Origin of the sequence: Aquimarina discodermiae (assembly GCF_040786235.1) — a bacterium.
In the GTDB taxonomy this organism is placed as follows: Bacteria; Bacteroidota; Bacteroidia; order Flavobacteriales; family Flavobacteriaceae; genus Aquimarina.
Genome location: NZ_JBFMKP010000038.1, coordinates 31,161 through 45,459, shown reverse-complemented (window position 1 = coordinate 45,459; position 14,299 = coordinate 31,161). Strand labels below are relative to the sequence as shown.

Sequence of the window (14,299 nt, the reverse complement as noted above, 5' to 3'; positions counted from 1 at the left end):
ATCCCTTACAGGTTGTACCCTCACTATTGATGCAATGGGCTGCCAAAGAGAAATAGTAAAGACTATAGTAGACCAAAAAGCTAACTATGTTATTGCTGCTAAAGGTAATCAAAAGGAATTATGGGAAGCGATCAAAGATACTGATCAGTTAGAGAAACCTTATAGTGTTGATATCACAGAGAATGTTGATCATGGAAGGGTAGAGAAACGTACAGCAAAAGTATTCAACAACTTAACCCACTTTGAAAAGGCTAACCAATGGAAAGATCTTTATTCTTTCATAGTCATAGAGAAAGAAAGTTACTCAAAAAGTACAAAAAAAACAGCTTGTGAAACTCGGTACTATATATCAAACCTGAATCTAAATGCACAGCAAGCCAATGATATAGTAAGAAGTCACTGGGGTATAGAAAACAAATTACATTGGTCTTTGGATGTGATTTTTGGAGAGGACTATTCAAGAAAAAGAACAGAAAACACCCCTGAAAACATGAATGTGATCATGAAAATTGTATTAACTCTTCTAAATCAAGAACAAACCTTCAAGAAAAGTAAAAACAAAAAACGACTCAAAGCATTGTTGAATACTAAATACAGAGAAAAAATCTTAGGGTTTTAAATGAAATTGCCCTGAGCAACTACCCTTTTGAATTCTTTATTGAATTCGATAATTTGGAATTCTGCTTCATCTCCTTTACCTAACTTACTTCCATCTTCTTTTTCAAGGTGACGAGAAGGAACAAAAGCAACGATATCTTCATTAAATTCGATCGTAGCACCTTTGTCTACAATATCACTGATTTTTGCAGTATGCTTAGTACCTAATGCAAATTCAGTTTCATATTTATCCCAAGGGTTATCTTCTGTTTGCTTATGTCCAAGGCTTAATTTACGTCCTTCAACATCCAACTCAAGAACTACAACTTCTAATGTATCTCCTACATTTGTAAAGTCTGATGGGTGCTTTATTTTCTTAGTCCAAGAAAGATCAGAGATGTAAATTAATCCATCGATACCTTCTTCTAACTCTACAAATACACCAAAGTTAGTGAAGTTACGCACAATACCGCTGTGTCTAGAACCTACAGGGTATTTTGAAGTAATATCTGTCCAAGGATCTGGAGTTAATTGCTTGATACCAAGAGACATTTTACGCTCTTCTCTATCAAGAGTAAGAATAACAGCTTCTACCTGATCTCCTACTTTTACAAAATCTTGTGCAGAACGTAAGTGAGTAGACCAAGACATTTCAGAAACGTGAATCAATCCTTCAACACCTTCTTCTACTTCAATAAACGCACCGTAATCTGCGATTACAACAACTTTACCTTTTACTTTATCACCAACCTTAAGGTCTTGATCAAGAGCTTCCCACGGATGTGGCTTTAACTGCTTAAGACCTAACTGAATACGTGTCTTAGCTTCATCAAAGTCTAAGATTACTACGTTTAGCTTCTGATCAAGCTCAACGATTTCATTAGGGTGATTAATTCTAGACCAAGAAAGGTCTGTAATATGTACTAATCCATCAACTCCTCCAAGATCAACGAATACACCATAAGAAGTAACATTCTTAACAGTACCTTCTAATACTTGACCTTTTTCTAATTGACCAATAATTTCTTTTTTCTGCTCTTCGATATCTGCTTCGATAAGCGCTTTATGAGAAACAACAACATTTTTGAACTCATGGTTAATCTTAACCACCTTAAATTCCATTGTTTTCCCTACATATGCATCATAATCACGAATTGGCTTCACATCGATTTGAGAACCTGGTAAGAATGCTTCGATACCAAATACATCAACGATCATACCTCCTTTAGTTCTGCATTTTACAAAACCGTTTACGATTTCTCCTGTATCGTGTGCTCCATTAACTCTATCCCATGCTTTGATTACACGAGCCTTACGGTGAGACAAGATTAACTGACCTGTAGCATCTTCACGCACATCAATTAATACTTCTACTTTATCACCAACCGCTAAGTTAGGATTGTAACGAAATTCGTTTAATGAGATTACACCTTCACTTTTTGCGTTGATGTCGATGATCGCATCACGATCTGTAATATTGATTACAGTTCCTTCTACTACTTCATCATTTAAGGTGTCAACAAAATTTTCTGCCACTAATTTCTCAAACTCTTCAAGTTTTGAATCTGCGATAGGATCAATACCCTCTTCGTAGTTGTGCCAGTTAAAATCTTTTAGAAATTGCTCAGGATTTGCTTGTTGAGGAGTCTCTGCTACTACTGCAGCTTCTACTTCCTGAACATCTGTGTTTTTTGTTTCTTCAGACATTGAAGATAAAATTTGTATCCTGTATATTATTGAGAATCAATGCGAAAATTATACAGAAGTATTAATTTAAATTAAATTGATCCCTTTTTAATTCTCTTACTCGCTAAAAAGGAGTGCAAAAGTACAATTTAATTTATTAGAAAACAAACACATAAAGAGTTTATAAAAACCTCTATTTGTTAGTTTTACTGATTATTTAGTTTTGATAATTGAATTTCTTTCCTAAATCCTGAACTTCAATCTTAACAACAGTATCCATAAACACCTTTCTTCTTAATTTCTACACAAACCTTATTCTCATAAACTTTCTATATAAATAGCTTATGACATAAAATGATAACTTCCAACAAACTTATCTCAGTCTATTAAATACAATAAGATCACATCTTTCTCTTAAAAAAACAATGAGATGTTTGTTTAAAACTTCACAATCTCAAATTCACTCCTTCTATTGATTTGATGATCATCTTCTGTACATGTTTTTGTATCACAATCTATCAAAGGTTGGCTTTCTCCAAATCCCTGGAATTGCATTCTTCTCGCATTAACATATCCAATAAGAGCCAAATAGTTTCTTGTAGATTCTGCCCTCTTTTCTGATAACACTTGGTTATATGAATCAGTCCCTCTACTATCCGTATGAGATCCAATTCTAATATAAACAGTTTTATATTTTTCTAATTTCAAAGCAAATTCGTCTAATACTTTTTTAGAATCTGCTCGTATATTCCACTTATCATAGTCAAAATATATAGGTGGTAAGTCAAAGTATAACTTACCATTTTTCTCAATTACCGGAGGTCCCTTTTTATCAGCAAGAAGCATCTCCCTAAGTTTCACTTTATTAATTTCGGTTTCTTTTACCTTTTCTTTGGTCGCGGTCTGTGTATTACTATTCTCTTCGTTTACAATATCGCTCTCGGTGCTTTTATCTTTATTGTCATTAGGATTCTGTACATCTTCGACAAGATCTTCACTACTTTCCCTATCCAAATAAATTACATACACCGCTTCATCTTTTTCCTTTACAACAACAGGTTTCGTTCTCGTTTTATAACCTTTTGCAGAAGCCTTAAAATCGTAACGCCCAGGAAAAAGCTTCATATCAAAACCAGCAATAGAATCTAATTGATTCTTATATACTTCTTTCTTATCTGCATCAAACAAAACAACTTCTGGGTTTGCTATATAATTATCAGTTGCAAAATCTCGTACCTCAAAACGCGCCATATATTCTCTAGGAAAAATATCTCCTATCTGATCAAACGCATAAATATCATCTCCTTTTTTAGAACGGTTAGAAGCAAAGAAACCTTTTGTTTCATTGTAATACGTCAAAGAAAAGTCATCATAACTCGAATTAATTGGTGCTCCCAGGTTGATAGGACTAGCAAACTCATCTTCAATTAGTTTAGCAACAAATATATCCATCATACCTAACCCTAAATGCCCGTTAGAAGAAAAGAACAAATGTCCTTCGTCTGACACAAAAGGGAATTGCTCTCTTTGACTGGTATTAATTTTTGCTCCCAAATTCTCTGGGTTACCATAACTACCATCTTCGTTTACCGCTACAGCATAGATATCAAAGCCACCATAACCTCCCGGCATATTAGAACTAAAATACAATGTTTTACCATCGCTACTTAACGACGGATGCTCTATCGAATAATTCACATCATTAAAAACCAGTTTTTCTGGTTTTGACCATTCTCCTTCTACCTTAACCGCTTTATATAGGTGAATAGCATTAGCATGAATACTATCAAATTTCTTTTTTCCTTTTTCAGAATTACTTTTGGATATATATATAGTATTTCCATCACTGGTAAAACAAAAATTACCCTCATGAAGTTTCGAATTCACTTCTTTGGAAAAAGTTTCTACTTCTGAAACGGGTTTATTATCCTTATCTACTTTTACTTTATAAATATCTAAAAAGGGACGATGTGTCCATTTAAATTTTTTATCCAAAGGACTATAAGCTGTTCTATCTGTAGTAAAATAGATACTACTATCTCTTTTAACTGCTCCAAATTCTGAAGCCTCAGAGTTAAAAGAAACCCGATCTATTGTATAGTCATCATCTTTTAACTTAAAATCTTCTATAATCGCAATAGCATCTTTTTTGTTAAAATCCGTAATCTCTTTTTCTGTATTGTATTTCTCAAGATAATCCAGAGATCGTTCATACTTCCCTAACGCAGAAAGTACTTGATACATCATAAAATCATACTTAGGATCATAGGTTTTGTCACTTTCATAAAACTTACCTGCTGTCAGTATTTTTAAATATCTATACGCTTGTTTATATTGAAATGTATTATAATAAGAAGTCGAAATATTATTAAGAATATGTTTCGAATACCCTTCTTGGTTTAATTCTTCTTCGTATTGAAGTGCCGCATTTATATAATCTCCTTTTTCAAAAAAACGGTCTGCTCTACTTTTTTTCTGCGAAAAAGCTAACTGAGTAATCAGTACAGTCAATATCAGTGTTATCTTAATCTTTATCATTTAGAAGAATCTTGGTGAAGAATATTTATTACTAAAATTAAGTAGATCGAAATTAAAAAGTAATATAATTTCGTGGCTTCCGTCATTATAATCGCCTAGATCACTAACACTAAAATCATAAGAATACCCTATTTTAAGGTTCTGAGTGATATTAAATCCGGCCAATGCTATAAAAGAATCGGTATATCGATACGAAACTCCTAATTCAAACTTATCATATAACAATGAATTTAATGAAAAATCAAAAGTTAAAGGAGAATCTATTACCTGTTTTATCACAGTAGATGGCTTTAATTTTACTTCATCAGAAATATCAACAACATATCCTAGGATACCATATATATGGGTTTTAGTTTCTGCCACTCCAACACCATCAATATCCACACTGCTAGGCAACAAATTAGGTGTTGAAACACCAGCATAAAAATTATGTGTAAACAGATATACTCCTGCTCCTACATTTAGATTGGTAGTAGCAGTATTATTAGCAAAAGCTGGATCGCTAATCACATCAGAATTGGATGGATCTATTTTTAAGCTATTGATACCTGCTTTTAATCCATAGGATAATCTTGCCTGATCAGAAATTTTGGTTATATATGCAAAATCAACATTAACATAATCATTGGTTACAGGGATTGCATCTCCTATTTTATCATTTACATAATTAACACTCAACTCTATCTTATCACTCATAGGAATGTTTGCAAATACGTTTGCTGTTTGAGGAGATCCTTCTATACCTGTCCATTGTTTCCTGTATAAAAGTCCAGTAGAAATCAAACCGCTCTGCCCTGTGGCATAAGCTGGATTTACTGTACTCATATTATACATATATTGCGAATATTGAGGTTCTTGCTGGGCATATGTTACCGAGCAGAAAACTACCGTTAGTATAAAAATTAACTTTAATTTCATGGTTTATCTGCTTAGGTAAAAACTACCTTGAATTGGTAAATTATTTTCAAAATTAGGGTTAAAAACATAAAAATAAGTTCCTGTAGGAAGGTCATCACCCAAACTCAACGAAACGTTACTTCCTCCTCTAAACTCCTCTGTATCGATATTTCCTTCGTACACCAGACTACCGTATCGGTTATAAATTTTTAAATCGAAATCAGGAAACGCTTCTGGTATATTATACGTTTCGTCAATCATCAAATCAAACGTATCATTTTGCCCATCACCATTAGGAGATACCCCATCTTGAAAATCCAGTGTACATAACTCTCCGTTTTTAAATTTTTCTCCAGTATTTAAAATAGTAATCTTAACCTCAAGGCGTTCTGATTCGCAATTATCAGCATCCACGGTAGCTACATAATAAACTTGTTGATCAAATAACAAAGGATTATCTATTATAGGTGTTTCACTTTCCAACGCATCATACCAATTATAATTTAAAACATCTACCTCTATATCCTCTAGTCGTTTTGCATCCAAAATACAAAACTCTGGATCAGGTACATTAGGTATGGGTAAGTCCACAATCTGCACAGATACAATTAGAGATGATTCATCACATGGTAGTGTATTTGCTATCACATACCTAAAATCATAAATATCATTGGTAAGTGTTTCGAACTCTAAAACTCCATCTGCACTTAGCGCCATGGTATTATCTGTATCTTCAAAAACACCAGTTCTTGGCGTATCTCTATCTAAAAGAGAATACAAATTCACACGACCATCTAGTTTACAAAAGGTTTCACTTCTATCGGTCCCAATAGTAACCGGGCTTACAATAGAAACAGTTATTGTTGATTCATCTGTACTTGCACATCCAGCACTACCGGGTACTGTATAGGTATAAACACCTTCTCCTAATATAGGTAACATGGTGTCATCCTGATCAAAAACACCCAAATGATCTCCATTAGAGTTATATCCAAAAGGACCGGTCCAACTTCCTGTTGTATCTGGGTTACCTCCTAAAAGATCAAAAAGTGTTACTGTAAGATCATCAGAACAAACCGTAATTGTACTACTTGTACCTGCATTAGACTCCGCATAAATAGTAAACTCTAAATCCGCAACATCAATACAACCATCTACACTATTGGTCGTATAGGTAAAATTAAACGTTTGTGAACCAGATATATTAGGAAACACAAATGGATTGGTAATTGTACCTGCTCCATCTGTCCATACACCAGTGGTAGCCACGGTACTCCCGTTAGTATTTAAAAGAGTTACAAGGTCTACCTGCCCTAACGATTCACATAGATGAACATCTATGGTATCTTCTCCTGCATAATCAAACGCTAAAATATCTATACTTACCAAAGTAGATTCTGCAGGACAAGGATGTGGACAATAATTAAGGTCGCCCATACTAGCAAATGGATCACATAAAGTATTAGTTGCATCACAATTTATATTGGGGTGTACCCCATATTCAAAAATATAGGTCCCGGGTTGTGCATTAACAACACTAATTTTTCCTCTATGAGAATAATCTTCATCACTTAATGTTAATAACCCCAGATCAGAAGGGCCAGAAACCAATCTCCAATTCGTTTTATAATCACTATTATATACAAAAGATTGCCCTCCTTCTACCGCAAAGTCTAATGTAGAGAACAAATCAAAAGTTGATGGATCTCTATTAATACATAACTGAGGTAAGTTAATTTGTATAAAAGGTCTTACTTGCTCATAAAACGTAAAAGGAATGGATGTAGACATATCATTACAAACAGCTGATCGTGATTCTGCTGTATAAGTAAAGTTATATGTAGCGCAACCAAATCTCAAATTATTTCCACCATCAATAAGATCATCATACACCTCTCTTAGGTTTACCATAGAATCTTGTTCATTAGAAATTTGCATGGTTGGATCATCAACAGCACTCCACACCCCTTCATTATCTTCTCCTACAAGATAAGCATCATCTCTAAGGTTTATATCAGCATCATACAATCCTGCTAATATATCATCTTCACAAATTTGTGTTGGATTTGCGGTTCCCGGATCAACCTGTCTAACTACAGAAATTCTGATAGTGGTTTCCTGAACAGGATCGCAAGGAGTCATTCCTGGCACTACATAAAACACCTCAAAAACTTCTTGATCTACTAATGGTAATCCTGGTTGGTAAGGAATTTCTGCATTAAATAAATGTCCATCATTAATTGCTATAAAATTAGGACTAGTCCCTCTGTACTCCCATACTCCATTAAGGTGTGGTGGCGGAATTCTTGAATCTGACACTAAAGCTTCGAAAAGATCAAACTGTCCTTCATCGCAAGTTTCAACATTTATATTATTAATCCCAAAAGGAGGTAAAGCAACTCCAGAATAAGGGCCTAAAACAAGCCTAACTGTCATTGCAGGGTCTGTACCACAGGTGGCATTTCTTAACTCGAAGGTATAATCATTTATATTGCTTAAGGTTGTCGAGTTTTGCAACGCCCACATAGCCAAGTTACCAGTGGCAGGATCAAAAGCACTAGTAAACCTTGGGTCTATAGACCAAACACCATCTACTACTGTAGTACCGGTTTCTATATAAATATTTATAATACCGTCTGGATCACCATTTATATCAAAATCTACATTCTCCATATCACATTGTGTAATATCAGGAAGCACCTGATTACATTGTGAATAAGAATGATAGCATGATACAAACAAGATGCTTAAAATAACTAGTTTTTTCCCCAAAAACACTAGTTTCTCATTTGTTAGTTTCAAAATTGATAGATTTAGAGAGCTAAATTATTAAATAAATCTTAATAAAATAATAACAATGAGTTGTTTTTACTGAAACTACTGCAATCTATCTCTTCTTTTAGCCTCTTGATTTCAAAACTTCTACAATATCATTTAATGCATATCCTTTGGCTTGTAGTAAGATTAAATAATGAAACAACAGGTCCGCACTTTCATTTAGAAAAAGGTTTTCATCATCATCTTTGGCTTCAATAACAACCTCTACAGCCTCTTCTCCAACCTTTTGCGCTATTTTGTTAATTCCTTTTCTAAATAAAGAAGCTACATACGACTTTTCATCTTCCTTATTTTCTTTTCTGTTCTTGATTACAGATTCTAATTCTGATAAAAAACCAAACTCCTGATTATTATCTTCTCCCCAACAAGTACCTGTTCCAGTATGGCAAGTTGGGCCAGCTGGATTTACAGTAATTAACAATGTATCATGATCACAATCATTTTTGATACTTACAAGATTCAAAAAATTACCACTCTCTTCACCTTTGGTCCACAAGCGTTGTTTAGAACGACTAAAAAAGGTTACTTTATTTGTTGCTATTGTTTTATCATAAGCTTCTTGATTCATATACCCTAACATCAATACGTTTTTTGTTAGTGCATCCTGAATAATTGCTGGTATCAGTCCGTCTTGATTTTTATTAAAGTCTATTTTCATGGCCATTTCCCCAACCATATTTCTTTTAAAGATGGTATTTTACGGGTATTTTAATTAATATTTCTTTTTAGTCAACTTTATGACAGTTTTCTAAAGTCTTACAGGAATATCATTACTCCGTAATTCTTGTTTCAGCTTTTTTATTTCAATTTCTTTAAAATGGAAAACGCTGGCCGCTAATGCTGCATCTGCCTTCCCTTCTTTAAAAGTATCCACAAAGTGTTCGATATTACCTGCACCTCCTGAAGCAATAATGGGTATATTAAGCTCTGCAGACAACCTTGCTAGTGCCCTATTTGCAAATCCATCTTTGGTACCGTCATTATCCATAGATGTAAATAAAATCTCTCCAGCTCCTCTTTCTTCTACTTCTTTTGCCCAATCAAACAAATTTAGCTCGGTAGGCACTTTACCTCCCACAAGATGCACAATCCATTCTCCATCTATTTGCTTTGCATCTATAGCTACTGTAATACACTGACTACCAAATTTACCTGATAAATCATTGATCAACTGAGGATTTTTTACAGCTGACGAATTTATAGAAACCTTATCTGCACCATTCTGTAATAATATATCTACATCTTCTATAGAAGAAATCCCTCCACCAACGGTAAATGGTATATTCACTTTCTCTGCTACTCTAAGCACCAAATCTGCCAAAGTTCTTCTTCTTTCTTCGGTAGCAGAAATATCCAAAAACACCAATTCATCGGCTCCAGTTTCAGAATATATTTGTGCTAATTCTACTGGGTCACCTGCATCTCTTAAATCTACGAAATTAACACCTTTTACGGTTCTTCCATTTTTAATATCCAGACACGGTATAATTCTTTTTGTTAACATATTAAGCGATTTTAGTGCCGTTTTCAACGTTTCTTTCCGTTTGTAACAATATTACTTCTTTATCTTCTCCTAATCCTCCTAAAACCAAGCACTCACTCATTAAGTTAGCAATTTGCTTTGGAGGAAAATTAACTACTGCAACTACCTGTTTCCCTACAATATCTTCGGGTTGGTATAACTTAGTAATCTGTGCTGAAGACTTTTTTACACCTAGAGCTCCAAAGTCAATACTCAACTTATAGGCAGGATTTCTAGCTTCTTCAAAAATTTCTGCAGTAAGAATGGTACCAACTCGTATATCTATTTTAGAAAAATCACTCCAGGATATTTGTTCTTTACTCATGATTATTAAGAATATAATTCTCTAATTGTTTTAGACTAATTCTATTTTCATAAATTGCTTTCCCGATAATAGTACCTTCACAACCTAATTCTGCAAGTCTAGGCAATTCATCAAATGTAGAAATCCCTCCAGAAGCTATTAATTTAAGATCGTTTGTTTGCGATAAAATCTTTGCATACAAATCAAAAGAAGGACCTTCTAACATTCCATCTTTACTTATATCGGTACAAATCACATAAGAGATTCCTTCCTTTTGATATCCTTGTATAAAAGGTATTAACTCTTCATCACTTTCTTCCTGCCATCCGCTTACAGCAATTTTTTCATTATGAGCATCAGCTCCCAAAATTATTTTGTTATTCCCAAATTTGGTAATCCAGGATTTAAAAGTTTCGGCATCTTTTACCGCAATACTTCCTCCTGTTATTTGATTTGCCCCACTTTCGAAAGCAATTTTTAAATCTTCGTCTGTTTTCAAACCACCTCCAAAATCAATTTTTAAGTTTGTTTTGGTAGCTATTTGTTCTAAAACACTATGATTTACTATATGCTTTGATTTAGCCCCATCCAAATCTACCAAATGCAGGTATTGGATTCCGTGCGCTTCAAATTCTTTTGCTACTTCAAGTGGGTTTTCGTTATATATTTTCTTTGTATCATAGTCTCCTTTAGAAAGCCTCACACATTTTCCATCTATGATATCTATTGCTGGTATGATTCTCATTGTTTTATGTATCTAGTTATTAGTATGGAGTACAAAGTATTAAGTTTTTTCAATACTTCTCTGTAATGCATAATTCATCTTCTTAAGCTCAGCACATAACTCTAATATTTCTTTAATTTTTCCTTTTGCAACAAATTTTAATCTTGTAATTAAAATTAACTGAGTCTCTAGTTCTGTTGTTGAACCATTAGCAATACTTAAAAACCGAACGAATTCTTTGCTTGAATTTCTTCCCGCTCCTTCGGCAATATTTGATGGTATAGAGACACTACTCCGTTTGATTTGAGCTATCAAACCAAACTTTTCTTCATCTGGTAACAATTTTGTGAGAGAGTATACTTGTTCAACTAATTTCATTGCTTTATTCCATATTTTTAATTCTTGGTATTTATTCATTTTCAATTATAAAACTTACAACTATGTACTCTTTACTTGATACTAAGAAAATTCAAAAGAATTTTCTCCCCTGTAACACTACTTTTTTCTGGGTGAAACTGGGTGCCGTAAAAATTATCTTTTTGCAAAGCTGTAGTATAGGTAACACCATATTGCGTTTGTCCTACCGTATCTTTGGTAACAGGAGCATAATAACTATGCACCAAATAGATATATTCTTTTTCTTCTACTTCATTAAATAAAACAGAATTAAGCGATTCGATTTGGTTCCAACCGATTTGTGGTACTTTTACTCCATGATTAAATCGCACTACATTAACATCAAAAATCCCTAATCCTTTTGTATCACCCTCTTCGGTATGATTGCACATAAGTTGCATCCCAAGGCAAATCCCTAATACAGGCTGTTTTAGCTCTGGCACCAACGTATCAAGTCCCGATTCTTTTAATTTACTCATTGCGCTACTAGCTTCTCCTACACCAGGAAAAATCACCTTATCAGCAGCTTTAATAACCTCTGGGTCATCGCTTAATATCGCCTCATATCCCAACCGTTGAATTGCAAATTTAATCGATTGAATATTTCCTGCTCCGTAATTGATAATTACTATTTTCAATTTGATTTCAGATTTATGATTTCGGATTTATGACCAATTTCAATCACTCTTCCTTCTTAATTCATGTATATTTATAAAACTCCTTTTGTACTTGGTAATACCATTTTATCGGGGTCTCTTTTTACTGCAACTTTAATAGCTTTTGCAAACGCCTTAAAAATTGCTTCTATCTTATGATGTTCGTTGGTTCCTTCTGCTTTTACATTTAGATTAGCTTTGGCTCCGTCTGTAAATGATTTAAAAAAATGATAAAACATTTCTGTAGGCATTTTACCAATCATTTCTCTTTTAAAATCGGCATCCCAAACCAACCAATTCCTTCCTCCAAAATCAATTGCTACCTGCGCCAAACAATCATCCATTGGCAAACAAAAACCGTAGCGCTCGATCCCTAGTTTATTCCCCAGAGCTTTGCTAAACACCTCACCTAATGCAATTGCTGTATCTTCGATGGTATGGTGTTCATCAACTTCTAAGTCACCTTTCACTTTTATATCCAAGTCCATTTGCCCATGACGTGCAATTTGATCCAGCATATGATCAAAAAACTCTAAACCAGTAGCAATATCGCTTTTACCGGTACCGTCGAGGTTTAATTTTATATAGATATCTGTTTCATTGGTTTTGCGAGAAATTTCGGCAGTGCGATCATTAAGTTTTAAAAACTCATAAATCTTTTGCCAATCATTCGTTTCTATGGCGATAAAATTATTTAGCTCGTCTTGTTCAATTGTAACTTCTCTAGTACCCAGATTGGTATGATCATTAATAAAAATCCCTTTGGATCCCAGATTTTTTGCCAATTCCATATCTGTTAATCGATCTCCAATAACAAAAGAGTTTTCTAGGTCATAATCCTCAGAAAAATACTCGGTAAGTAATCCTGTACGTGGTTTTCTTGTATTTGCATTTTCATGCGGAAAGGTTCTATCCAGAAATACTTTATCAAAAACAACTCCTTCGTTCTCGAATGAAGTCATTATGAAATTGTGAACCGGCCAAAAAGTATCTTCTGGAAAAGACTCTGTGCCTAATCCGTCCTGATTAGTAATCATTACCAATTCATAATCCAGTTCTTTAGCAATTTTACCTAAATAGGTAAATGCCTTTGGATAAAAAATCATTTTTTCGAACGCATCTATTTGCTCGTCATCTATCTCTTTGATGATCGTACCATCACGATCTATAAATAATACTTTCTTTTTCATAATATTTGACATATCTAATTTATGCCTCTTCTTTTTTACCTAATATTCTTTTTTTGAAGGCCACAAACAAACCTCCCAGTCCTATTGCAATAAATTTCCAAAATTTAAGAAGTAATGCAAAAAAACCAGCCTTAGCTAATACTTTTCCTGCTATCAAACCACCAATTCCGTACGCAGCTACTTCATCTATATTCGAATCAAAATCTTCATATCGGTACCCTTCTTTAAAATTAACACTACCCAGAACTGGATTTAAATTGGCAGTAACATCATCTAAAACTCCCATAGTACCAATCACATTAAGATTAATAAAACCTTTACGCCCCAAAACCCTTATATTATAATTTAAGGTATTTTCTTCTTCACCCTCGAATTTAAGTTCTTTTGCCCAATGTAATTTTTTATTTTGTTGATCATAAAAAGGATTGGCTGCCCACCCTATTAAATCGATAGTTGGATATCCTTGTTTTTTTCTTTCTGGATTTACGCTTTTTGTATCTTCTTGCATACTTTCCAGTAATTCATTATAATCTATATCATCTGCATCATCATCTTCTATATATCCTTCTTCAGAATAAGAAATTTCTACGGCATAAGAAACATCTACTGGTGATTCATTTTCTTTTACCAACATCCCTAACAAACCTTCGTTTCCAGAAGGAGGATTTCCCCATAAATCAGACAACACATATGCCGCTTGTTTTTTATTCAAAAACTTATATCCCGTCGGAACATTTAATAACGCCAAATCACCTTCTAAAACCACACTTCCTGTTTGGTAATCAAATGTATTATTAATACTATCGCTATACTTTTGAAATGCCAAAAGTAATTCTTTTTCATTTGTTGACTCTTCTGTTCTAGATTGTTCTTCTTGAGACCAACTGTTACTCGTCTGTAAACAAATCCAAAAAAACAGTAATCCCTTAATTGTAAATTCCCCCATTTGTT

General features: G+C 33.8%; 13 protein-coding genes. 1 reads left to right on the top strand and 12 read right to left on the bottom strand.

Annotated elements, in window-relative coordinates; genetic code table 11:
- A partial coding sequence (locus ABW636_RS20020) for an ISAs1 family transposase (protein WP_367591863.1) occupies positions 1 to 619 on the top strand: 619 nt, incomplete at its 5' end.
- Here ABW636_RS20020 and rpsA read toward each other — a convergent pair.
- The 12 genes from rpsA to ABW636_RS19960 all read right to left on the bottom strand — a co-directional run bounded on the left by rpsA (position 616) and on the right by ABW636_RS19960 (position 14,294).
- Complete coding sequence (gene rpsA, locus ABW636_RS20015) at positions 616 to 2,304, bottom strand: 30S ribosomal protein S1 (protein ID WP_367591862.1); 1,689 nt, start codon at positions 2,302 to 2,304, stop codon at positions 616 to 618. The genes ABW636_RS20020 and rpsA overlap by 4 nt on opposite strands.
- A 417-nt stretch (positions 2,305 to 2,721) precedes the next feature.
- On the bottom strand, positions 2,722 to 4,821 hold the full coding sequence (locus ABW636_RS20010) for an OmpA family protein (protein WP_367591861.1): 2,100 nt from the start codon (positions 4,819 to 4,821) through the stop codon (positions 2,722 to 2,724).
- Positions 4,822 to 5,739, bottom strand: a complete 918-nt coding sequence (locus ABW636_RS20005; protein WP_367591860.1) for a PorP/SprF family type IX secretion system membrane protein — start codon at positions 5,737 to 5,739, stop codon at positions 4,822 to 4,824.
- A 3-nt stretch (positions 5,740 to 5,742) separates the two neighbouring features.
- Positions 5,743 to 8,520 carry a T9SS type B sorting domain-containing protein gene (locus ABW636_RS20000; protein WP_367591859.1) on the bottom strand — a complete coding sequence of 926 codons (2,778 nt, stop codon included), beginning with the start codon at positions 8,518 to 8,520 and terminating at the stop codon, positions 5,743 to 5,745.
- A gap of 97 nt (positions 8,521 to 8,617) precedes the next feature.
- The gene (gene hisIE / locus ABW636_RS19995; protein WP_367591865.1) at positions 8,618 to 9,214 is read right to left on the bottom strand and encodes a bifunctional phosphoribosyl-AMP cyclohydrolase/phosphoribosyl-ATP diphosphatase HisIE; all 597 of its coding nucleotides are present in this window, start codon (positions 9,212 to 9,214) and stop codon (positions 8,618 to 8,620) included.
- A 90-nt stretch (positions 9,215 to 9,304) separates the two neighbouring features.
- Complete coding sequence (gene hisF / locus ABW636_RS19990; protein WP_367591858.1) at positions 9,305 to 10,060, bottom strand: imidazole glycerol phosphate synthase subunit HisF; 756 nt, start codon at positions 10,058 to 10,060, stop codon at positions 9,305 to 9,307.
- A gap of 1 nt (position 10,061) precedes the next feature.
- Entirely contained in the window at positions 10,062 to 10,403 is a 342-nt protein-coding gene (locus ABW636_RS19985) for a tRNA-binding protein (RefSeq protein ID WP_367591857.1), read from the bottom strand.
- A complete protein-coding gene (gene hisA / locus ABW636_RS19980) occupies positions 10,396 to 11,127 on the bottom strand; it encodes a 1-(5-phosphoribosyl)-5-[(5-phosphoribosylamino)methylideneamino]imidazole-4-carboxamide isomerase (RefSeq protein WP_367591856.1) in 732 nt (243 codons plus the stop codon). The genes ABW636_RS19985 and hisA overlap by 8 nt, the downstream gene beginning before the upstream one ends.
- A 39-nt stretch (positions 11,128 to 11,166) precedes the next feature.
- Positions 11,167 to 11,523: a four helix bundle protein gene (locus tag ABW636_RS19975; protein WP_367591855.1), complete on the bottom strand. Its 357-nt coding sequence runs from the start codon at positions 11,521 to 11,523 to the stop codon at positions 11,167 to 11,169.
- A 32-nt stretch (positions 11,524 to 11,555) separates the two neighbouring features.
- Positions 11,556 to 12,140 carry an imidazole glycerol phosphate synthase subunit HisH gene (gene hisH, locus ABW636_RS19970; RefSeq protein WP_367591854.1) on the bottom strand — a complete coding sequence of 195 codons (585 nt, stop codon included), beginning with the start codon at positions 12,138 to 12,140 and terminating at the stop codon, positions 11,556 to 11,558.
- A 71-nt stretch (positions 12,141 to 12,211) separates the two neighbouring features.
- Positions 12,212 to 13,348: a bifunctional histidinol-phosphatase/imidazoleglycerol-phosphate dehydratase HisB gene (gene hisB / locus ABW636_RS19965; RefSeq protein WP_367591853.1), complete on the bottom strand. Its 1,137-nt coding sequence runs from the start codon at positions 13,346 to 13,348 to the stop codon at positions 12,212 to 12,214.
- Positions 13,349 to 13,367: 19 nt separating this feature from the next.
- Positions 13,368 to 14,294 carry a DUF2167 domain-containing protein gene (locus tag ABW636_RS19960; protein WP_367591852.1) on the bottom strand — a complete coding sequence of 309 codons (927 nt, stop codon included), beginning with the start codon at positions 14,292 to 14,294 and terminating at the stop codon, positions 13,368 to 13,370.
- Between the last annotated feature and the right edge of the window lie 5 nt (positions 14,295 to 14,299).